At 67.1% G+C, this 21,843-nt stretch carries 14 protein-coding genes and 3 rRNA genes; all 17 read left to right on the top strand.

The genetic code is table 11. The annotated features are described in order from the left end of the window. Window positions 1-52 precede the first annotated feature (52 nt). The 17 genes from argC (at window position 53) to QNA09_RS11840 (ending at window position 21,811) form a co-directional block, all read left to right on the top strand. Window positions 53-1,126, top strand: coding sequence for an N-acetyl-gamma-glutamyl-phosphate reductase (gene argC, locus QNA09_RS11920; protein WP_017681574.1), 1,074 nt, complete (start codon window positions 53-55; stop codon window positions 1,124-1,126). Next, window positions 1,123-2,379 carry a bifunctional glutamate N-acetyltransferase/amino-acid acetyltransferase ArgJ gene (argJ, locus tag QNA09_RS11915; RefSeq protein WP_203010731.1) on the top strand — a complete coding sequence of 419 codons (1,257 nt, stop codon included), beginning with the start codon at window positions 1,123-1,125 and terminating at the stop codon, window positions 2,377-2,379. Before argC ends, argJ begins: the two co-directional genes overlap by 4 nt. Next, complete coding sequence (gene argB, locus QNA09_RS11910; RefSeq protein WP_140188637.1) at window positions 2,376-3,320, top strand: acetylglutamate kinase; 945 nt, start codon at window positions 2,376-2,378, stop codon at window positions 3,318-3,320. Before argJ ends, argB begins: the two co-directional genes overlap by 4 nt. Next, window positions 3,317-4,504 carry an acetylornithine transaminase gene (locus QNA09_RS11905; RefSeq protein WP_203010730.1) on the top strand — a complete coding sequence of 396 codons (1,188 nt, stop codon included), beginning with the start codon at window positions 3,317-3,319 and terminating at the stop codon, window positions 4,502-4,504. Before argB ends, QNA09_RS11905 begins: the two co-directional genes overlap by 4 nt. Window positions 4,505-4,508: 4 nt before the next feature. After that, entirely contained in the window at window positions 4,509-5,438 is a 930-nt protein-coding gene (gene argF, locus QNA09_RS11900) for an ornithine carbamoyltransferase (RefSeq protein WP_010595381.1), read from the top strand. Beyond that, on the top strand, window positions 5,411-5,956 hold the full coding sequence (locus QNA09_RS11895; protein WP_172603638.1) for an arginine repressor: 546 nt from the start codon (window positions 5,411-5,413) through the stop codon (window positions 5,954-5,956). Before argF ends, QNA09_RS11895 begins: the two co-directional genes overlap by 28 nt. A 59-nt stretch (window positions 5,957-6,015) precedes the next feature. Beyond that, window positions 6,016-7,215: an argininosuccinate synthase gene (locus tag QNA09_RS11890; protein WP_010595383.1), complete on the top strand. Its 1,200-nt coding sequence runs from the start codon at window positions 6,016-6,018 to the stop codon at window positions 7,213-7,215. A 2-nt stretch (window positions 7,216-7,217) separates the two neighbouring features. Beyond that, window positions 7,218-8,639: an argininosuccinate lyase gene (gene argH / locus QNA09_RS11885; RefSeq protein WP_010595384.1), complete on the top strand. Its 1,422-nt coding sequence runs from the start codon at window positions 7,218-7,220 to the stop codon at window positions 8,637-8,639. Window positions 8,640-8,766: 127 nt separating this feature from the next. Next, entirely contained in the window at window positions 8,767-11,730 is a 2,964-nt protein-coding gene (locus QNA09_RS11880; protein ID WP_203011874.1) for an AMP-binding protein, read from the top strand. Window positions 11,731-11,773: 43 nt separating this feature from the next. Continuing rightward, complete coding sequence (locus QNA09_RS11875) at window positions 11,774-12,007, top strand: Trm112 family protein (RefSeq protein WP_010595386.1); 234 nt, start codon at window positions 11,774-11,776, stop codon at window positions 12,005-12,007. A gap of 2 nt (window positions 12,008-12,009) precedes the next feature. Then, a complete protein-coding gene (locus tag QNA09_RS11870; RefSeq protein WP_010595387.1) occupies window positions 12,010-12,627 on the top strand; it encodes a DNA-3-methyladenine glycosylase in 618 nt (205 codons plus the stop codon). A gap of 7 nt (window positions 12,628-12,634) precedes the next feature. Further along, window positions 12,635-13,912, top strand: coding sequence for a tyrosine--tRNA ligase (gene tyrS, locus QNA09_RS11865; RefSeq protein WP_010595388.1), 1,278 nt, complete (start codon window positions 12,635-12,637; stop codon window positions 13,910-13,912). A gap of 461 nt (window positions 13,913-14,373) precedes the next feature. Then, a 16S ribosomal RNA gene (locus QNA09_RS11860) occupies window positions 14,374-15,896 on the top strand. Window positions 15,897-16,196: 300 nt separating this feature from the next. Then, window positions 16,197-19,330 (top strand): 23S ribosomal RNA (locus QNA09_RS11855). 105 nt (window positions 19,331-19,435) lie between these two features. Next, window positions 19,436-19,552, top strand: a 5S ribosomal RNA gene (rrf, locus tag QNA09_RS11850). Together the 16S, 23S and 5S rRNA genes form the textbook arrangement of a ribosomal RNA operon. Window positions 19,553-19,619: 67 nt before the next feature. Continuing rightward, window positions 19,620-20,825 carry a hypothetical protein gene (locus tag QNA09_RS11845; protein WP_010596553.1) on the top strand — a complete coding sequence of 402 codons (1,206 nt, stop codon included), beginning with the start codon at window positions 19,620-19,622 and terminating at the stop codon, window positions 20,823-20,825. Next, on the top strand, window positions 20,822-21,811 hold the full coding sequence (locus QNA09_RS11840; RefSeq protein WP_010596552.1) for an HAD-IIA family hydrolase: 990 nt from the start codon (window positions 20,822-20,824) through the stop codon (window positions 21,809-21,811). The genes QNA09_RS11845 and QNA09_RS11840 overlap by 4 nt, the downstream gene beginning before the upstream one ends. Window positions 21,812-21,843 lie beyond the last annotated feature (32 nt).

The following is a 21,843-nucleotide window of genomic DNA, read 5'->3' as shown; positions in this document are numbered from 1 at the left end:
GGTCCGACCCACCCGCATGAATGAAGTTGCATGATGGTGCATAATCAATCGCATGGGTAACTCACCGGAATTCACGGCGACCGCACAGTCACCGATTCGGGTCGCCGTCGCAGGGGCGAGCGGGTACGCGGGGGGCGAGATCCTGCGTCTGCTCCTCGGGCATCCCGCCTACCAGGACGGCCGGCTCGTCGTCGGTGCACTCACCGCCGGTGGCAACGCCGGCGCGAGGCTCCGCGAATTCCATCCCCACCTGCTCCCGCTTGCCGACCGCGTCCTCGACGCCACCGACTCCGAGACCCTGAGCGGCCACGACGTCGTGTTCCTCGGCCTGCCGCACGGCCACTCCGCCGTCATCGCCGAACAGCTGCCCGACACCACCGTCGTCATCGACTGCGGCGCCGACTTCCGCCTGTCCGAGTCCGCCGACTGGGAGCGCTGGTACGGCGGGGAACATGCGGGGACCTGGCCGTACGGGATGCCAGAACTACCCGGCAAGCGCGAGCACCTGATCGGCGCCACCCGGATCGCGGTCCCCGGCTGCTATCCCACCTCGGCCACCCTGGCCCTGGCCCCCGCCGTCGCGGCCGGCATCGTCGAGCCGACAGTCCACGTCGTCGCCGTATCCGGTACCTCCGGCGCCGGCAGGTCCCTCCGAGCCGACCTCCTCGGCTCCGAGGTCATGGGCTCGGTCCGGGCCTACGCCGTCGGCGGAGCACACCGGCACACCCCCGAGATCAAGCAGAACCTCGCCACCCTGACCGACGCCGCAGTGTCCGTCTCCTTCACCCCCGTGCTGGCGCCGATGCCGCGGGGCATCCTCGCCACCTGCACCGCCCCCACCACCGCCACCGCCGACGAGGCCCGGGCCGTGTACGAGAAGGCCTACGCCGACGAGCCGTTCGTGCAGGTACTGCCCGAAGGGACGCTGCCCAGCACCGGCGCGGTACTCGGCTCCAACGCCGTGCAGCTCGCCGTCACCGTCGACCCCGACGCCGGCGTCCTCGTCGTCGTCGCCGCGCTCGACAACCTGACCAAGGGCACCGCCGGCGCGGCGGTGCAGTCCATGAACCTGGCGCTCGGCCTGCCCGAGACCGCCGGCCTGTCCACCGTGGGAGTCGCCCCGTGAGCATCGACAGACAGTCCACCGACGAGCACGTCTACGCCGACGCGGTCGAGATCGCCGGCGGCCGCCTGATCCGCACCCAGGGCGTCACGTCGCCGGCCGGGTTCCGCGCCGCCGGTATCCCCGCCGGCATCAAGGCCTCCGGCAACCCGGACCTCGCGCTGGTCTTCAACGAGGGCCCGGAGCTGACCGCAGCCGGCGTCTTCACCACCAACAAGATCAAGGCCGCGCCCGTGCTGTGGTCGCAGCAGGTCCTGACGTCCGGCGCGCTGCGCGCCGTGATCCTCAATTCCGGCGGCGCCAACGCCTGCACCGGACCGGGCGGCTTCCAGGACACCCACGCCACCGCGGAGAAGGTGGCCGAAACGCTCAGCAACTGGGGCACCGAGACCGGTGCCGGCGAAGTCGCGGTGTGTTCGACCGGCCTCATCGGCGACCGACTGCCGATGGACAAGGTGCTCGCCGGTGTCGCGGAGATCGTCCACGAACTCGCCGGCGGGATCTCCGGCGGCACCGATGCCGCCTACGCCATCATGACCACCGACACCGTGCCCAAACAGGCCGCCCTGCACCACGCCGACAAGTGGAACGTCGGCGGCATGGCCAAGGGCGCAGGCATGCTCGCCCCCGCCCTGGCCACGATGCTGTGCGTGCTCACCACCGACGCGGTGGCCACCGCCGAGCAGCTCGACCGTGCCCTGCGCGCCGCCACCCGGCTCACGTTCGACCGTCTCGACGTCGACGGGTCGACCTCCACCAACGACACCGTGCTGCTGCTCGCGTCCGGAGCCAGCGGCATCGCCCCCAGCCAGGAGCAGCTCGACGCCGCCGTCCTCGCCGTGTGCGACGACCTCGCCGGGCAGATGATGGCCGACGCCGAGGGCGTCACCAAACGGGTCACCATCACCGTCCGCGGCGCCGCCACCGAGCAGGACGCCCTCGTGGGCGCCCGGACCGTCGCACGCGACAACCTCGTCAAGACCGCCCTGTTCGGTTCCGACCCCAACTGGGGGCGTGTGCTCGCCGCCATCGGCATCGCGCCCATCGCGCTCGACCCCGATCGCATCTCCGTCACGTTCAACGGATCCCCGGTGTGCCTCGACGGCGTGGGCGCTCCCGGCGCCCGAGAGGTCGACCTGTCCGGCCCCGACATCGCCCTCGACATCGACCTCGGCGTCGGTGACGCCGAGGTGACCATCCGCACCACCGACCTCTCCCACGGATACGTCGAAGAGAACTCGGCCTACTCGTCATGACCGGAACCGAGACGACCACCGATCCCATCGCGCAGCTCACCGCCCACCAGAAGGCGTACGTCCTCGCCGAGGCGCTGCCGTGGCTGCAGAAATTCCGGGACAAGACCGTCGTGGTCAAGTACGGCGGCAACGCCATGATCGACGACCGGCTCAAGCGCGCCTTCGCCGCCGACATGGCATTCCTGCGCACCGTCGGCGTCCATCCCGTCGTCGTCCACGGCGGCGGACCGCAGATCAACGCCATGCTGAAGCGACTGGGCATGGCAGGGGAGTTCCGCGGTGGTTTCCGCGTCACCACCCCCGAGGTGATGGACGTCGTCCGCATGGTGCTGTTCGGCCAGGTCGGCCGCGAACTCGTCGGCCTGATCAACGCCCACGGCCCGTACGCCGTCGGGATCTCCGGCGAGGACGCCCACCTGTTCACCGCCACCCGCCGCACGGTCGTCGTCGACGGCGAGGACACCGACATCGGTCTCGTCGGCGACGTCACCTCCGTGGACCCCGCCGCCGTCCACGACCTCGTCGCGGCCGGTCGCATCCCCGTCGTCTCCACCATCGCCCCCGACGCCGACGGCGTGGTCCACAACATCAATGCCGACACCGCCGCCGCCGCGCTCGCCGAGGCGCTCGGCGCGGAGAAACTCGTCGTCCTCACCGACGTCGAGGGCCTCTACACCGACTGGCCCGACCGCAGTTCCCTCGCCACCAGCATCGACGCCGACGCCCTGGCCGAGCTGCTGCCGTCCCTCGACGCCGGCATGGTCCCCAAGATGGAAGCCTGCCTGCGAGCCGTCCGCGGTGGCGTGCCCACCGCCCACGTCATCGACGGCCGCCAGCCGCACTCGGTGCTGCTCGAACTCCTCACCGAGGAAGGCATCGGCACGATGGTCACTCCCACCCACCCCCGGGCGACCGCGCCCACCCAGGAAGGCACCCCATGACCGGCACCTCCGAACTCCAGCAGCGCTGGGCCGGGTCGCTGATGAACAACTACGGCGTCCCCAAGGTCGCCCTCGTCGCCGGCGACGGTGCCGTCGTCACCGACGCCGACGGCAAGCAGTACCTCGACCTGCTCGGCGGCATCGCCGTCAACGCCCTCGGCCACCGCCATCCCGCCATCCGCGACGCCGTCACCGCGCAACTCGACACGCTCGGTCACGTGTCCAACCTCTACGCCAGCGGACCCGTCGTCGAACTCGCCGAACACCTCCTCGCGCACTTCGGGCACCCCGGCCGGGCGTTCTTCTGCAACTCCGGCACCGAAGCCAACGAAGCCGCGTTCAAGCTCGCCCGGCTCACCGGACGCCCCAAGATCATCGCCGCGGAGAAGGCCTTCCACGGCCGCACCATGGGGGCCCTGGCCCTCACGGGCCAGCCGGACAAGCGCGCCCCGTTCGAACCCATGCCCCCCGGCGTCGAATTCGTCCCCTACGGCGACGCCGAGGCCCTCGACGCCGCCGTCGACGAGAACACCGCCGCCGTGTTCCTCGAACCGATCATGGGCGAATCCGGCGTGGTCGTGCCCCCCGAGGGCTACCTCGTCCAGGCCCGCCGGATCACCGCAGAACGTGGGGCACTGCTCGTTCTCGACGAGGTGCAGACCGGCATCGCCCGCACCGGGACGTTCTTCGCCCACCAGACCGCCGGAATCGTGCCCGATGTCATGACCCTCGCCAAGGGTCTCGGCGGTGGCCTGCCCATCGGTGCCGTCCTCGCCACCGGTCCGGCCGCCGAGTTCTTCCAGCCCGGCAAGCACGGCACCACCTTCGGCGGCAACCCGGTGTGCGCCGCCGCCGCGCTCGCCGTCCTGCGCACCATCGACGAACAGGACCTGCTCGCCCACGTCGACGCCGTCGGCAAGTCCATCGCCACCGGCATCGAGGCACTCGGCCACCCCCTCGTCGACCACGTCCGCGGCGCCGGCCTGCTGCTCGGCATCGTCCTCACCGACACCCGGGCCCCCGCCGTCGAAGCGGCAGCCCGGGACGCCGGCTATCTCGTCAACGCTGCCGCCCCCGACGTCATCCGCCTCGCCCCACCGCTGATCCTCACCCAGGAACAGGCCGACGGATTCGTCGCGACACTGCCCTGCGTGCTCGACGCCGCCCGGCAGGAAGGAAACTAGACCCATGGTGAAGCACTTCCTGAAGGACGACGACCTCACGCCCGCACAACAGCGCGAGGTTCTCGACCTCGCCGCGGCCCTGAAGAAGGCGCCGTTCTCGGCCCGCCCGCTCGAGGGCCCGCGCGGCGTCGGCGTCATCTTCGAGAAGAACTCGACCCGCACCCGCTTCTCCTTCGAGATGGGAATCGCCCAGCTCGGCGGCCACGCCGTCGTCGTCGACGGCCGCACCACCCAGCTCGGACGGGAAGAAACCCTGCAGGACACCGGCCGCGTCCTGTCCCGCTACGTCGACGCCGTCGTCTGGCGCACCTTCGGCCAGGACCGGCTCCAGGCGATGGCCGAAGGCGCCACCGTGCCCCTCGTCAATGCCCTGTCCGACGAGTACCACCCCTGCCAGGTCCTCGCGGACCTGCTCACCCTGCGCGAGCACAAGGGGGAGCTGCAGGGACTGAAACTGACCTACCTCGGTGACGGCGCCAACAACATGGCGCACTCGCTCATGCTCGGCGGCGTCACCGCCGGCATCGACGTCACGATCGCCGCCCCCGCCGGTTTCGCTCCGGATCCCGCCGTCGTGGCAGCGGCCCGCGCCCGCGCCGCCGACACCGGCGCGCAGATCACCCTCACCGAGGACGCGCGCGCCGCCGCCACCGGTGCCGACGCCCTCGTCACCGACACCTGGACCTCCATGGGCCAGGAGAACGACGGACTCGACCGCGTCGGTCCCTTCCGTCCGTACCAGGTCAACGCCGAGCTGCTCGCGCTCGCCGACCCGAAGGCCGTCGTGCTGCACTGCCTGCCGGCCCACCGCGGTGACGAGGTCACCGACGAGGTCCTCGACGGACCGCAGTCGGTGGTGTGGGACGAGGCCGAAAATCGCCTCCACGCCCAGAAGGCGTTGCTCGTATGGCTGCTCGAGCAGCGCGAACGGTAGCCGTGAGCAGCGTGGCCGAACCGTCGAGCGGCGCCGGCGCCGCCGCGGCCCCGACCCGCGCGGCCCGGCAGGCCCGGATCACCGCGCTCGTCGCCACCCGTGCGATCCGCAGCCAACCGGAACTCGCCGCGCTGCTCGCCGCCGAAGGCATCGAGGTCTCCAACGCCACCCTCTCCCGCGACCTCGAGGAGCTCGGTGCGGTCAAACTCCGCGGCGCCGACGGCGGCCCCGGGGTGTACGTCGTCCCCGAGGACGGGAGCCCCGTCCGAGGCGTCTCCGGAGGCACCGACCGACTCTCCCGCCTCCTCGGCGAACTGCTGGTCTCCACCGACTCGAGCGGCAACATCGCGGTGCTCCGCACCCCACCAGGAGCAGCGCACTATCTGGCCAGCGCACTCGATCGGGCATCATTACCCGAAGTGGTCGGCACCATCGCCGGCGACGACACCATCGCGGTGATCGCGCGTGAGCCCCTCACCGGAGCCGACCTCGCCGCGAAGATCGAATCCCTGGCCTGATCCGATCGCGCACCGAGCACCGATAGACGCACGTTCAATCAAGAAGGAGCACAAACACAATGGCCGATCGCGTCGTACTCGCCTACTCGGGCGGGCTGGACACCTCCGTCGCCATCAGCTGGATCGGCAAGGAGACCGGCAAGGAGGTCGTCGCCGTCGCCATCGATCTCGGCCAGGGCGGCGAGGACATGGAGGTCGTGCGCCAGCGCGCCCTCGACTGCGGCGCGGTCGAATCCGTCGTCGTCGACGCCAAGGACGAGTTCGCGGAGGAGTACTGCCTGCCGACCGTGCAGGCCAATGCCCTCTACATGGACCGTTACCCGCTGGTCTCCGCGATCAGCCGCCCGCTGATCGTCAAGCACATCGTCGAGGCGGCCCGCGAGCACGGCGGCACCGTCGTCTCGCACGGGTGCACCGGCAAGGGCAACGACCAGGTCCGGTTCGAGGTCGGATTCGGCGCCCTCGCCCCCGATCTCGAGGTCATCGCACCCGTCCGCGACTACGCGTGGACCCGTGAGAAGGCCATCGCCTTCGCCGGCGAGCACAACCTGCCGATCAACGTCACCAAGAAGTCCCCGTTCTCGATCGACCAGAACGTGTGGGGCCGGGCCGTCGAGACCGGCTTCCTCGAGGACCTGTGGAACGCCCCCACCAAGGACGTCTACGACTACACCGAGGACCCCAGCCTCAACTGGCAGGCCCCCGACGAGCTGATCATCACCTTCGACAAGGGTGTGCCCACCGCGATCGACGGCCGGTCGGTCACCGTGCTCGAGGCCATCCAGGAACTGAACCGCCGCGCCGGCGCCCAGGGCGTCGGCCGTCTCGACATGGTCGAGGACCGGCTCGTCGGCATCAAGAGCCGCGAAATCTACGAAGCCCCCGGCGCGCTCACCCTCATCCACGCCCACCAGGAACTCGAACACGTCACGCTCGAACGCGAACTGGGACGGTACAAGCGTCGCGTGGAGGAGCGCTGGAGTGAGCTGGTCTACGACGGCCTCTGGTTCTCGCCGCTGAAGTACGCGCTCGACTCGTTCGTCCAGAACACCCAGGAGCACGTCTCCGGCGACATCCGGCTCGTCCTGCACGGCGGCCATATCGCCGTCAACGGTCGCCGCAGCGCCGAATCGCTGTACGACTTCAACCTCGCCACCTACGACGAGGGCGATACCTTCGACCAGTCCAACGCCAAGGGCTTCGTCCAGATCCACGGCCTGTCCTCCAAGGTCGCCGCGAAGCGGGATCTGGGCCTGTAGCGATGACCGCTCACGGCACCAACGAAGGCGCCCTGTGGGGCGGCCGGTTCGCATCCGGACCGGCCGCCGCCATGGCGGCGCTGAGCAAATCCACCCACTTCGACTGGGCACTCGCCCCCTACGACGTCCGAGCTTCCAAGGCACACGCACGGGTGCTGCACAAGGCCGGACTGCTCAGCGATGCCGACCTGACCGCCATGCTCGACGGTCTCGACAGGCTCGCCACCGACGTCGCCTCCGGTGCGTTCACCCCCGCCGAGTCCGACGAGGACGTCCACGGCGCTCTCGAACGTGGGCTCATCGAGCGGGTCGGACCCGAGGTCGGAGGCCGGCTGCGCGCCGGCCGCTCCCGCAACGACCAGGTCGCCACGCTGTTCCGGATGTGGCTGCGCGACGCGGCGCGACGCATCGCCGACGGGGTCCTCGCCGTCGTCGACGCCCTCGCCGACCAGGCCGCCGCCCATCCCACGGCCGTGATGCCGGGCAAGACCCACCTGCAGGCGGCACAGCCGGTACTGCTCGCGCACCACCTGCTCGCTCACGCCCATCCGCTGCTGCGCGACGTACAGCGGCTACGGGACTTCGATGCGCGTGCCGCGGTCTCCCCGTACGGCTCCGGGGCGCTGGCGGGCTCCTCCCTCGGCTTGGACCCCGACGCGATCGCGGCCGAGCTGAACTTCGACTCCGCTGCCGAGAACTCGATCGACGCCACCTCCTCGCGGGATTTCGCCGCCGAGGCCGCGTTCGTGTTCGCAATGATCGCGGTCGACCTCTCCCGCATGGCGGAAGAGGTCATCCTGTGGAGCACGCCGGAGTTCGGCTACATCACCCTCGCCGACGAGTGGTCAACCGGCTCGTCGATCATGCCGCAGAAGAAGAACCCGGACGTCTCCGAACTGACCCGGGGCAAGGCCGGCCGCCTCATCGGCAATCTCACCGGCCTGCTCGCCACGCTCAAGGCCCAGCCGCTGGCGTACAACCGGGACCTGCAGGAGGACAAGGAGCCGGTGTTCGACTCGGTCGCGCAGCTCGAGCTCCTCCTGCCGGCGATCACCGGTCTCGTGTCCACCCTGACCTTCCACACCGATCGCATGGCCGAGCTGGCACCCGCCGGGTTCACCCTCGCCACCGACATCGCCGAGTGGATGGTGCGCCAGGGAGTGCCGTTCCGGATCGCGCACGAAGCGGCCGGCGCCTGCGTGCGGGCGGCGGAGGCGCGGGGAGTCGGACTCGAGGAACTGACCGACGACGAACTGGCCGCCGTCGATGCCGCACTGACCCCGCAGGTACGTGAGGTCCTCACCGTGGAGGGCTCGATCGCCTCGCGCAACGCCCGCGGCGGCACCGCGGGCGTGCGGGTCGGTGAACAGCTCGACGGTGTCCGTGCCGCCGCCCGCGCGCTGCGGGACTGGGTGCGCGGCTGACCGGCCTGCTCGGTGAACGGGGCCATCGGGTCGACGTAATGTGGCAGGCTGTCATTCCTGACAGGGTCGACACACGCAGAACTCGGCGGATGGGAAGAGGTTCGTGGCACTGGGCGGTGGATCGGTGATGGGGCCCCTGCGACGTGTGGTGGCGACCGCGCAGAACGGCCTCGAGGTGATCCGTCACGGCGGCTTGGAAACGGGGGCGACCCCGTCCCCGTTCCAGGTCGTCGAGCGGACCGGCATGTACAGGCTGCGGCATTACTATCCGGAATCCGACGCCGCCGAGACCGGTGCTCCGGTGGTGATGGTTCCCCCGATGATGATGTCGGCGGACGTGTACGACGTCACCCGTGAGACGGGAGCGGTCGGCATCCTGCACTCGATGGGCCTCGACCCCTGGGTGGTCGACTTCGGTTCCCCGGACCGGGAGGAAGGCGGGTGGGACCGCACCCTCACCGATCACATCATCGCCCTCGACGAGATCGTCGATCACGTGCACGACTACACCGGTCGTGACATCCACCTCGCCGGCTACTCGCAGGGCGGGATGTTCTGCTATCAGGCCGCTGCCTACCGCCGCAGTCGGCACGTCGCGAGCCTGATCACCTTCGGCAGCCCGGTGGACACCCTGGCCGCGTTGCCGTTCGGAATCCCGGAGGGCGTCGCGGTCCGGGCTGCCGACTTCCTCGCCGACCACGTCTTCAACCGTCTCGCCATCACCGGTTGGATGGCCAAGACCGGTTTCCAGTTCCTCGATCCTGTCAAGACGGTGCGGTCGCGCATCGAGTTCCTCATGCAACTGCACGACCGGGAAGCCCTCCTGCCGCGCGAACCCCAGCGTCGCTTCCTCGACACCGAGGGGTGGGTGGCCTGGTCCGGTCCCGCGGTGGCCGAACTGCTCCGCCAGTTCATCGTGCACAACCGCATGGTCAGTGGCGGATTCGTCATCAACGACCGTGCTGTGAGCCTGGCCGAGATAACCTGTCCGATCCTCGCGTTCGTCGGCGAGGTGGACGACATCGGCCAGCCCCTTGCGGTGCGCGGCATCCGCAAGGCCGCCCCCCGGGCCCAGGTTTTCGAATATTCGCTACGCGCAGGGCATTTCGGACTCGTCGTGGGTGGCACTGCGGCCCGGCAGACCTGGCCCGCCGTCGGCGAATGGGTGCAGTGGCGCGAAGGGCACGGCGACCGACCGGTCGGCGTCGGCCGGATGGCGATCCCCGAACTCCACGCGGAAGGGGAAACCGGGGTGTCCGTCGCGACCCGGCTCACCCACACCGTCGCCACCATCGCGGAGGTCGGCGTAGAGGTCGGCAAGGGCATCGCCGACCTGGCCTCCGAGACGGTGCGCGGCGCGCGGGAACTGTCGGGGGAAGCGGCCCGCGCCCTGCCACGACTGGCCCGGCTCGGACAGATCCAGCCCCGTACCCGCATCTCCCTTGCCGGTGTCCTCACCGAGCAGTGCCGCAAGGGACCGCACCGCGAGTGCTTCATCTACGAAGACCGCGTCTACACCTTCGCCGAAGTCAATCGCCGGATCGACAACGTGGTGCGCGGACTGGTGCACTCCGGTGTGCGTCCCGCCGCCCACGTCGGCATCCTGATGGACACCCGCCCCAGCGCGATGGCCGCGGTCACGGCCGTCTCCCGGATCGGAGCGGTGTCGGTCCTGCTCCCACCCGGCCCCGACCTCGACGAGGCGATCCGATCGGGTGGTGTCCAGAAGATCATCACCGACCCCGAGAACCTCGATCGGGCGCTCGCCACGGGGATCCCGGCCCTGGTCCTCGGCGGGGGCAGCATTCGCGAACTCGACATCCCGCCCGGTGCAGACGTCGCCGATCTCGAGCACCTCGACATCACCACGATCGAACTCCCCGGCTGGTATGCCCCCGATCCCGGTGTCGCGCGGGAACTTGCCTTTCTCCTGTTCACCGGGAGTGGTGACACCCTGGAGATGCGTCAGATCTCCAACCACCGATGGGCGCTCTCCGCCTTCGGGACCGCCACCGCCGCCGCGCTCGGCCGCGGTGACACGGTCTATTGCCTTGCCCCGCTTTATCATTCGTCCGGTCTGCTGGTCAGCTTCGGCGGCGCACTCGCGGGAGGCTGCCGGATAGCCCTGTCCCACGGTCTCGATCCCGCACGCTTCAGCGAGGAAGTTCACCGTTACGGCGTCACCGTCGTCACCTACACCTGGGCGATGATGAGGGACATCCTCGACAGCCCCGCGCTGCACATCGACGAGATCCATCCCGTCCGCCTCTTCATCGGCTCGGGCATGACCACCGGACTGTGGCGGCGGACCCTCGAACGTTTTGCTCCCGCACAGGTGCTCGAGTTCTATGCCTCCACCGACGGCGAGGTCGTCCTGGCCAACGTCTCGGGTGCCAAGATCGGGTGCAAGGGACGGCCCCTGCCCGGCAGCGCCGAGGCTCGCCTTGCCGCATGGGATCCCACGACCGGGCGCCTGGTGGAGGATCCGCGGGGCTTCGTCCGCGAAAGCGCGGACGGCGAGGTCGGACTCCTGCTCGGGCGGCCCAGTGCCTCCACCGAAGCACTGCCCGGTGTCATGCGAGGTGTGTTCGAAGTCGGTGACGTATGGGTGCCCACCGAGAACCTCTTCCGTCGAGACCAGGACGGTGACTACTGGCTGCTCGACAGCAAGCACAGTGTCATCCGTACCCCGCACGGGCCGGTATACGGGCAGCCGGTGGCGGACGCGCTCGGCAGTATCCCGAAGGTCGATCTCTGCGTCGTCTACGGTGTGCGCACCGCCGGCACCGAAATCGCCGTGGCCGCCTGCACCCTCCGCGAGAACCGCGCGCCGAGCGCCGCGGAGATCACCGCGGCACTCGACGCAGTCCCCGCCTCGGAACGACCCGATCTCGTCCATGTCGTCCCGCACATCGACCTCGGGCCCACATTCCGGCCCGTGTCCGGCGATCTGCCGGCACGAGGCCTGCCGAAGCCGACGGTGCGGTCGTGGTTCGCCGATCCCGATACCGGCACCTACAAGCGGTTCACCAAAGCGGTTGCAGTGAGATTTGCCGGCGTCGGCGCTGGTCCGGCGCCGGGCGCACGGTAGCGTGGGCCCGTCCGGCCCCCACACCACCGTCGAGAGGACAACCGTGGCTGTCGATCCCACGCTGCTGAGCATCCTGGCCTGCCCGCAGGACAAGGGGCCGCTGCTCCTCGTCGACGATTCGGTCCTCTACAACCCGCGGTTGCGCCGGGCGTATCCGATCGAGAACGGCATCCCCGTCCTCCTCGTCGACGAGGCCCGAGACGTGACCGACGCCGAACACGAGGACTATGTCGCGCGCGGGGTGGCCGGTTGGACCGAGGACCCGGTGACGGACTGACCGTGGCGTTCGAGCGGCTCACCGCGGTCGATCCGCTGAAGGCGGCCCACACGATCCTCGGTGCCACGCTGTGTGCGGGCGAGGTGGTGCTGCGGATCACGGAGGTGGAGGCCTACGGGGGCCCCGAGGACGGTCCCTGGCCCGATCCGGCGGCGCATTCCTACCGGGGACGTACGCCTCGGAACGCGGTGATGTTCGGCCCCGCGGGCCATCTCTACGTCTACCGCAGCTACGGGCTGCACCACTGCGCCAACATCTCGGTCGGAGCCGACGGAGTGGCTGCCGCCGTGCTGCTGCGAGGCGCGGAAGTCGTTGCGGGGGAGGAGACCGTCCGTGCCCGGCGAACGGCCGGGACTCCGGCGTCGAACCTCGCCCGCGGACCCGGCAACCTGGCCGAGGCTCTGGGGCTGACGCTCGCGGACAACGGGATCGACGTGCTCGACGAAGGCGCCTCGGTGAGGCTCACCCTGGGGGACGCCGAGCGGGTCGCGGCGGGACCCCGCGTGGGTATCAGCGTCGCGGCCGAGCGGCCGTGGCGGCTGTGGATTCCGGGGGCGGTGGGCGTGTCGGCCTACCGGCGCAGCCCGCGCGCGCCGGCCGCTCCGCGCCGGATGGGATGATCGAGCAGTGACTGAGCACATCCTCGACGAACTGACCTGGCGCGGGCTGATCGCCCAATCGACCGACCTCGACACACTCCGCCGCGACCTCGACGCGGGCCCGGTCACGCTCTATGCCGGATTCGACCCGACCGGCCCCAGTCTGCACGCGGGTCACCTCGTGCCGTTGCTCGCACTCAAGCGCTTTCAGCGGGCGGGCCACCGGCCGATCGTGCTGGCCGGCGGCGCCACCGGCATGATCGGCGACCCGCGCGAGGTGGGGGAGCGGACCATGAACTCGGCGGACACGGTCGCCGAGTGGGCCGAACGCATCCGTGGGCAGCTCGAGCGGTTCGTCGACTTCGACGATTCCCCGACCAGCGCGATCGTCGTGAACAACGCCGACTGGACCTCCTCCCTCAGCGTCGTCGACTTCCTCCGCGATGTCGGCAAGCACTTCTCCGTCAACGTCATGCTCGCGCGCGACACCGTCAGACGCCGGCTCGAGGGCGACGGCATCTCGTACACCGAATTCAGCTACATGCTGCTCCAGGCCAACGACTACGTGCAGTTGCGTCGTCAGCACGGGTGCACCCTGCAGGTGGGTGGATCGGACCAGTGGGGCAACATCATCGCGGGCGTCGAGCTCAACCGGCGGACGGACGCCGCGGCAGTGCATGCGCTCACGGTCCCGCTCGTCACCTCCGCCGACGGAAAGAAATTCGGAAAGTCCACCGGCGGCGGAAGCCTGTGGCTCGATCCGCAGATGACCACCCCCTATGCCTGGTACCAGTACTTCGTCAACGCCGCGGATGCCGACGTCGTGAAGTACCTGCGGTGGTTCACCTTCCTGGATCAGGAGGAGCTCGCCGAACTCGAGACGGCGACGGCCGAGCGGCCGCACGCCCGTGAAGCGCAGCGCCGGCTCGCGGCCGAGATGACGACTCTCGTTCACGGAGAGGCGAACACTCGCGCGGTCGAACTGGCGAGTCGGGCGTTGTTCGGGCGAGGCGAGCTTTCGGAGCTGGACGAGGCGACCCTTTCCGCCGCCCTGGCAGAGGCTTCCGTCGCCGAGGTGCACGACGGGCAACCCGACACGATCGTCGACCTGCTCGTCGCAACAGGTCTGTGCGAGAGCAAGGGCGCGGCCCGGCGCACGATCAAGGAAGGGGGCGCCTCCGTGAACAACCAGCGCGTCGCGTCCGAGGACTGGGTCCCGTCGAGTGCGGATCTTCTGCACGGTCGCTGGCTCGTGCTGCGGAGAGGCAAGCGCAACTTCGCCGGCGTCCGCATCGAGCGCGGCTGACGAGAACGCCCTCACCCGCTGACGGGCCGCTGACCTGCTGGTTTGACGGCCCGTTAGCGGTGGCGTAACTTTGTCGTCGTTCGAGCGACACGGACACCGACCCGGACCGAGAGGTACGGAAGTTGGTTGTGTCCTGACCGACCGAACGGCCGACACGATGATCGCAGACGCTGATTGCGTAGGTGAACTCGGAGTGTTAGGATAGAACGGTTGCCCCGGAGCCGAACGCGAGAGCGCGAAGCGACGGTGTGTGCGTGTTCTTTGAGAACTCAACAGTGTGCCGATGAATGTCAGTGCCAAATTATTTTGGTGCGGCCACTTCACTTTTGTGGGGTGGTTGTTGCTGGCTGCCGCATTCTTCCGTCTGTGGTGGTCAGTGTTTTTGCTAGTTTGAGTTTTTTGCTAGTGATTCGGCTCTACGCTTATGGCTGATCGGCCCTTCGGGGTTTGATTGAGAGTCTTCAACGGAGAGTTTGATCCTGGCTCAGGACGAACGCTGGCGGCGTGCTTAACACATGCAAGTCGAACGATGAAGCCCAGCTTGCTGGGTGGATTAGTGGCGAACGGGTGAGTAACACGTGGGTGATCTGCCCTGCACTTCGGGATAAGCCTGGGAAACTGGGTCTAATACCGGATAGGACCTCGGGATGCATGTTCCGGGGTGGAAAGGTTTTCCGGTGCAGGATGGGCCCGCGGCCTATCAGCTTGTTGGTGGGGTAACGGCCCACCAAGGCGACGACGGGTAGCCGGCCTGAGAGGGCGACCGGCCACACTGGGACTGAGACACGGCCCAGACTCCTACGGGAGGCAGCAGTGGGGAATATTGCACAATGGGCGCAAGCCTGATGCAGCGACGCCGCGTGAGGGATGACGGCCTTCGGGTTGTAAACCTCTTTCAGTACCGACGAAGCGCAAGTGACGGTAGGTACAGAAGAAGCACCGGCCAACTACGTGCCAGCAGCCGCGGTAATACGTAGGGTGCGAGCGTTGTCCGGAATTACTGGGCGTAAAGAGCTCGTAGGCGGTTTGTCGCGTCGTCTGTGAAAACCCGCAGCTCAACTGCGGGCTTGCAGGCGATACGGGCAGACTTGAGTACTGCAGGGGAGACTGGAATTCCTGGTGTAGCGGTGAAATGCGCAGATATCAGGAGGAACACCGGTGGCGAAGGCGGGTCTCTGGGCAGTAACTGACGCTGAGGAGCGAAAGCGTGGGTAGCGAACAGGATTAGATACCCTGGTAGTCCACGCCGTAAACGGTGGGCGCTAGGTGTGGGTTTCCTTCCACGGGATCCGTGCCGTAGCTAACGCATTAAGCGCCCCGCCTGGGGAGTACGGCCGCAAGGCTAAAACTCAAAGGAATTGACGGGGGCCCGCACAAGCGGCGGAGCATGTGGATTAATTCGATGCAACGCGAAGAACCTTACCTGGGTTTGACATACACCGGACCGCCCCAGAGATGGGGTTTCCCTTGTGGTCGGTGTACAGGTGGTGCATGGCTGTCGTCAGCTCGTGTCGTGAGATGTTGGGTTAAGTCCCGCAACGAGCGCAACCCTTGTCCTGTGTTGCCAGCACGTAATGGTGGGGACTCGCAGGAGACTGCCGGGGTCAACTCGGAGGAAGGTGGGGACGACGTCAAGTCATCATGCCCCTTATGTCCAGGGCTTCACACATGCTACAATGGCCGGTACAGAGGGCTGCGATACCGCGAGGTGGAGCGAATCCCTTAAAGCCGGTCTCAGTTCGGATCGGGGTCTGCAACTCGACCCCGTGAAGTCGGAGTCGCTAGTAATCGCAGATCAGCAACGCTGCGGTGAATACGTTCCCGGGCCTTGTACACACCGCCCGTCACGTCATGAAAGTCGGTAACACCCGAAGCCGGTGGCCTAACCCCTCGTGGGAGGGAGCCGTCGAAGGTGGGATCGGCGATTGGGACGAAGTCGTAACAAGGTAGCCGTACCGGAAGGTGCGGCTGGATCACCTCCTTTCTAAGGAGCACTTCTCCCGGCGAGGGTTCACACAGGTGAATGCCTCTCGGGCAGAGACTGTTTCGTTCCCACACGTGGAACGGCAGGAGCTCATGGGTGGAACGCTGACAGGTATTTTCTTCGTCACCGCCGGTCCGAGTGCCGGCGGGAAGAGAGTTATATCGGTGCACTGTTGGGTCCTGAGAGAACACGCGAGTGTTTTGTCAGCGACGATGACCGGGAACGGGAAGGGTTCTTCTTTCCCCAGTATCGGTTGTTGTGTGTTGTTTGAGAACTGCACAGTGGACGCGAGCATCTTTGTTGTAAGTGTTTATGAGCGTACGGTGGATGCCTTGGCACCAGGAGCCGATGAAGGACGTGGGAGGCTGCGATATGCCTCGGGGAGCTGTCAACCGAGCTGTGATCCGAGGATTTCCGAATGGGGAAACCCAGCACGAGTGATGTCGTGTTACCCGCGCCTGAATATATAGGGCGTGTGGAGGGAACGTGGGGAAGTGAAACATCTCAGTACCCACAGGAAGAGAAAACAACATGTGATTCCGTGAGTAGTGGCGAGCGAAAGCGGAAGAGGCTAAACCGGGCACATGCGATACCCGGCAGGGGTTGTGTGTTCGGGGTTGTGGGGTTCGATGTGTCGGTGCTGCCGCACCGGCCGACAGTGAGAAATCGCCTGTGTTAGTCGAAGTGGTCTGGAACGGCCCGTCGTAGAGGGTGAGAATCCCGTAGACGAAAACACGGTGACTGTCGATTCGGATACCCGAGTAGCAGCGGGCCCGTGAAATCTGCTGTGAATCTGTCGGGACCACCCGATAAGCCTGAATACTCCCTGGTGACCGATAGCGGACTAGTACCGTGAGGGAAAGGTGAAAAGTACCCCGGGAGGGGAGTGAAATAGTACCTGAAACCGTGCGCTTACAATCCGTCGGAGCCTTCGAGCAGTTCGGTCTGCTGGGGGTGACGGCGTGCCTTTTGAAGAATGAGCCTGCGAGTTAGTGGCATGTCGCGAGGTTAACCCGTGTGGGGTAGTCGTAGCGAAAGCGAGTCCGAACAGGGCGTATCAGTGGCATGTTCTAGACCCGAAGCGGAGTGATCTACCCATGGCCAGGGTGAAGCGACGGTAAGACGTCGTGGAGGCCCGAACCCACTTAGGTTGAAAACTGAGGGGATGAGCTGTGGGTAGGGGTGAAAGGCCAATCAAACTCCGTGATAGCTGGTTCTCCCCGAAATGCATTTAGGTGCAGCGTCGCGTGTTTCTCACCGGAGGTAGAGCTACTGGATGGTCTAGGGGGCCCACAAGCTTACCGAAATCAGCCAAACTCCGAATGCCGGTGAGTGAGAGCGCGGCAGTGAGACTGCGGGGGATAAGCTTCGTAGTCGAGAGGGAAACAGCCCAGATCGCCGGCTAAGGCCCCTAAGCGTGTACTAAGTGGAAAAGGATGTGGGATCGCTGAGACAACCAGGAGGTTGGCTTAGAAGCAGCCACCCTTGAAAGAGTGCGTAATAGCTCACTGGTCAAGTGGTTCTGCGCCGACAATGTAGCGGGGCTCAAGTACACCGCCGAAGCCGCGGCACTCACACAACACCCACTCGTTTCTGCGGAGACGGGTGCAGTGGTGTGGGTGGGTAGGGGAGCGTCGTGCCGCCGGGGAAGCGCCGGAGTGATCCAGGTGTGGAGGCGGCGCGAGTGAGAATGCAGGCATGAGTAGCGAAAGACGAGTGAGAAACTCGTCCGCCGAATGACCAAGGGTTCCTGGGCCAGGTTAATCCGCCCAGGGTGAGTCGGGACCTAAGGCGAGGCCGACAGGCGTAGTCGATGGACAACGGGTTGATATTCCCGTACCCGTGTGAACGCGCCCCTGGTGAATCAGTGATGCTAACCGTCCTGAAGCCGGCCGGTTCCTTCGGGAATCGGTCGTGTGGATGCACGGGACCCGATCTGGTAGTAGCCAAGCGATGGGGTGACGCAGGAAGGTAGTGGGGCCGGTCAGTGGTTGTACCGGTGTAAGCCTGTAGGGCGTGACATAGGCAAATCCGTGTCGCACGAGCCTGAGAGGTGATGCGTAGCCGAATGAGGCGAATTCCATGATCCTATGCTGCCGAGAAAAGCCTCTAGCGAGCTTTCACACGGCCCGTACCCCAAACCGACACAGGTGGTCAGGTAGAGAATACCGAGGCGATCGAGAGAACTGTGGTTAAGGAACTCGGCAAAATGCCCCCGTAACTTCGGGAGAAGGGGGACCAGCCCTGGTGAAGACCTTCGCGGTCGGAGCTGGGGGTGGTCGCAGAGACCAGAGAGAAGCGACTGTTTACTAAAAACACAGGTCCGTGCGAAGTCGTAAGACGAGGTATACGGACTGACGCCTGCCCGGTGCTGGAAGGTTAAGAGGACCGGTCAGCGGAGCGATCCGCGAAGCTGAGAATTTAAGCCCCAGTAAACGGCGGTGGTAACTATAACCATCCTAAGGTAGCGAAATTCCTTGTCGGGTAAGTTCCGACCTGCACGAATGGCGTAACGACTTCTCTGCTGTCTCAACCACAGACTCGGCGAAATTGCATTACGAGTAAAGATGCTCGTTACGCGCGGCAGGACGAAAAGACCCCGGGACCTTCACTACAGCTTGGTATTGGTGTTCGGTTCGGTTTGTGTAGGATAGGTGGGAGACTGTGAAGCGGTGACGCCAGTTACCGTGGAGTCGTTGTTGAAATACCACTCTGATCGTATTGGACCTCTAACCTCGGACCCTGATCGGGTTCAGGGACAGTGCCTGGTGGGTAGTTTAACTGGGGCGGTTGCCTCCCAAAATGTAACGGAGGCGCCCAAAGGTTCCCTCAGCCTGGTTGGCAATCAGGTGTCGAGTGCAAGTGCACAAGGGAGCTTGACTGTGAGACCGACAGGTCGAGCAGGGACGAAAGTCGGGACTAGTGATCCGGCACCGGCATGTGGAAGCGGTGTCGCTCAACGGATAAAAGGTACCCCGGGGATAACAGGCTGATCTTCCCCAAGAGTCCATATCGACGGGATGGTTTGGCACCTCGATGTCGGCTCGTCGCATCCTGGGGCTGGAGTAGGTCCCAAGGGTTGGGCTGTTCGCCCATTAAAGCGGCACGCGAGCTGGGTTTAGAACGTCGTGAGACAGTTCGGTCTCTATCCGCCGCGCGCGTTAGAAACTTGAGGAAGGCTGTCCCTAGTACGAGAGGACCGGGACGGACGAACCTCTGGTGTGCCAGTTGTCCCGCCAGGGGCACGGCTGGTTGGCTACGTTCGGAAGGGATAACCGCTGAAAGCATCTAAGCGGGAAGCCTGTTCCAAGATGAGGTTTCTCACCCCCTCGAGGGGGTAAGGCCCCCGGCAGACCACCGGGTTGATAGGCCGGAACTGGAAGTGCGGCAACGCATGCAGGTGACCGGTACTAATAGGCCGAGGACTTACCACGAAGAAGCTACGCGTCCACTGTGCGGTATCTGAAACAGCACACACATCAGATACCGAAGCCCGACAAGGGTATTCGAGAACTCTGATGCGTGACGTTTCGCAGAGTTACGGCGGCCATAGCGACAGGGAAACGCCCGGTCCCATTCCGAACCCGGAAGCTAAGCCTGTCTGCGCCGATGGTACTGCACCCGACAGGGTGTGGGAGAGTAGGACACCGCCGAACACCCGTTACCGAGAGGGGACCCACCTGGTGGGTCCCCTCTCGTCGTTTTTCGTGAAAGGATTTTTCTGTGTCCGACAACAATGGTGAGCGTCGATCCTTCCGGGGTGGAGGGTCCACTCCCAGGTCGGGACGCGGAGACAGCGGCGAACGTCGCCAAGGCGGTGATCGGGGTCAGGCCCGCAGCGAGGACCGCCGGCAAGGATTCGCCGGCCGACCGGATCGCCGCGGCGAGGACCGCACGTTCCGCGGGGAACGCCGAAGTGAGGCACCCAAGGGCGCCGGGGACGACTCCCGGGAGGGCGCCCGGTCCGAGCGACCCCGCAGCGACCGCCCGCCGGGAGACCGGCGAGACCGGCCCTACGGTGAACGGCGCGGCGAGCGTCCGCATCGAAGCACGAACGAGGACCGCCGGGACGATCGGCGCACCGGTGACCGGCGTGACGATCGGACCCGGGATGATCGGCGCACCGGCACGTCCCGGGCCGGCCACGGACCCGAACAGCGGGACGGCAACGCCCCGCGCCGCCGCGGCGGCGAAGGCGGCTTCGGCCCGGGCCGGGGTCGGGAAGGCGTTCCCGCTGGACGTCGCGAATCTCGACCGGACGAGCCGGATCTTCCCGAAGACGTCGAGGCGTCGGAGCTCGATCCGACCATCCGCCGGGATCTGCTGAGCCTCGACAAGTCGAACGCCAACGCGGTGGCTCGGCACCTGGTCATGGCCGGCCGCCTCATCGACGACGACCCCCGTGTCGCCCTGGCTCATGCGCGTGCTGCGCGGCAGCGCGCCGGCCGCATCGCCGTGGTCCGGGAGGCAGCGGGCATCACCGCCTACCACGCCGGCGAATGGGCGGAGGCCCTGTCCGAGTTGCGGGCCGCTCGCCGGATGGCCGGTGGACCCGGATTGCTGGCGGTCATGGCGGACTGCGAGCGCGGACTCGGCCGACCGGAACGGGCGATCGAGCTGGGCCGTAGCGACGAGGCTCGGGCGCTGACCGGAGACGAGGCCACCGAACTGCGCATCGTCGTCGCGGGTGCCCGGATGGACCTGGGGCAGTTCGACCAGGCGGTGGTCACCCTGCAGACGCCGGAACTGGACGCCTCGCGCACCGGACCGTCCGCCGCGCGCCTGTTCTACGCGTATGCGGACGCGCTCGTGGCAGCGGGACGTACCGAGGACGGATTGAAGTGGTTCCTCAACGCCGCCGCCGCCGATCTGGAGGGGGACACCGACGCCGAGGAACGCGTCGCCGAGCTCACCGGAGAGGATCTGTGACCGGTACGGGCGCATCGTTGCGGACCCACTACGACGTCCTTCTGCTCGACCTGGACGGCACCGTCTACCGCGGCGCCGAAGCGGTGCCGGGCGCCCGCGAGGCCCTGTCCGAGGGGGCTGAGCGGTTGTTCTACGTCACCAACAACGCGAGCCGCCGCCCCGGTGAGGTCGCCAAACACCTGCGCGAACTCGGTTTCGCGGCCGACGAGTCGAACGTGGTCACCAGCTCCCAGTCCGCGGCCCGGCTGCTGGCGGAGCGGGTTCCGGCCGGCGCGCCGGTGCTGGTGGTCGGCACCGAAGCCCTCGTCGACGAGGTCGCCGGGGTCGGGCTGGTGCCGGTACGCTCCGCCGACGCCGACCCGGTGGCGGTCGTGCAGGGGCATTCCCCGGAAACCGGATGGGCGATTCTCGCCGAGGCGACGCTCGCACTGCGCTCCGGCGCGCTGTGGGTGGCGACGAACATCGACTCGACGCTGCCCACCGAGCGAGGTCTGGTGCTCGGGAACGGTTCCATGGTCGCGGCCCTGCGGTCTGCGACGGGACGTGAGCCGCTGGTGGCCGGCAAACCGGCCGCGCCACTGATCGAGGACGCCGTCGTGCGCAGCGGTGCCTCGCGTCCGCTCGTGGTCGGCGACCGGCTCGACACCGACATCGCCGGCGCGAATGCCGTCGGTGTCGATTCGCTACTGGTGCTGACCGGGGTGAGCACTGTCGCGGACCTGCTCCGGGCCCCGGCGGAGCAACGTCCCACCTATGTTGCGGACTCGCTCGCGAGTCTCGACGGCGAGGCCGCCGAGCTGCGGCCGGGCACGCGCGAGCCCCACGCGGTGTCGTTCGACGGTCGGGACGTGCATCTGGCCCCGCAACCGGCCGCGGACCCGATGGCTGCTCTTCGTGCCGTGCTCGACGTCGCCTGGTCCCATCCCGGCTTCGGTCGGGTCGTGGCGACGGACGACCTGCTGGCGCGGTGGGGAATGCCCCGCTGAGACCGTTCTGCGTGGTGTGCCGGTTCGTCACC

This window comes from Rhodococcus sp. AH-ZY2 (genome assembly GCF_030916465.1).
Lineage (GTDB): Bacteria > Actinomycetota > Actinomycetes > Mycobacteriales > Mycobacteriaceae > Rhodococcus > Rhodococcus ruber.
The sequence above is the reverse complement of the archived record's forward strand: the minus strand, read 5'-3'. Positions and strand labels throughout refer to the sequence as shown.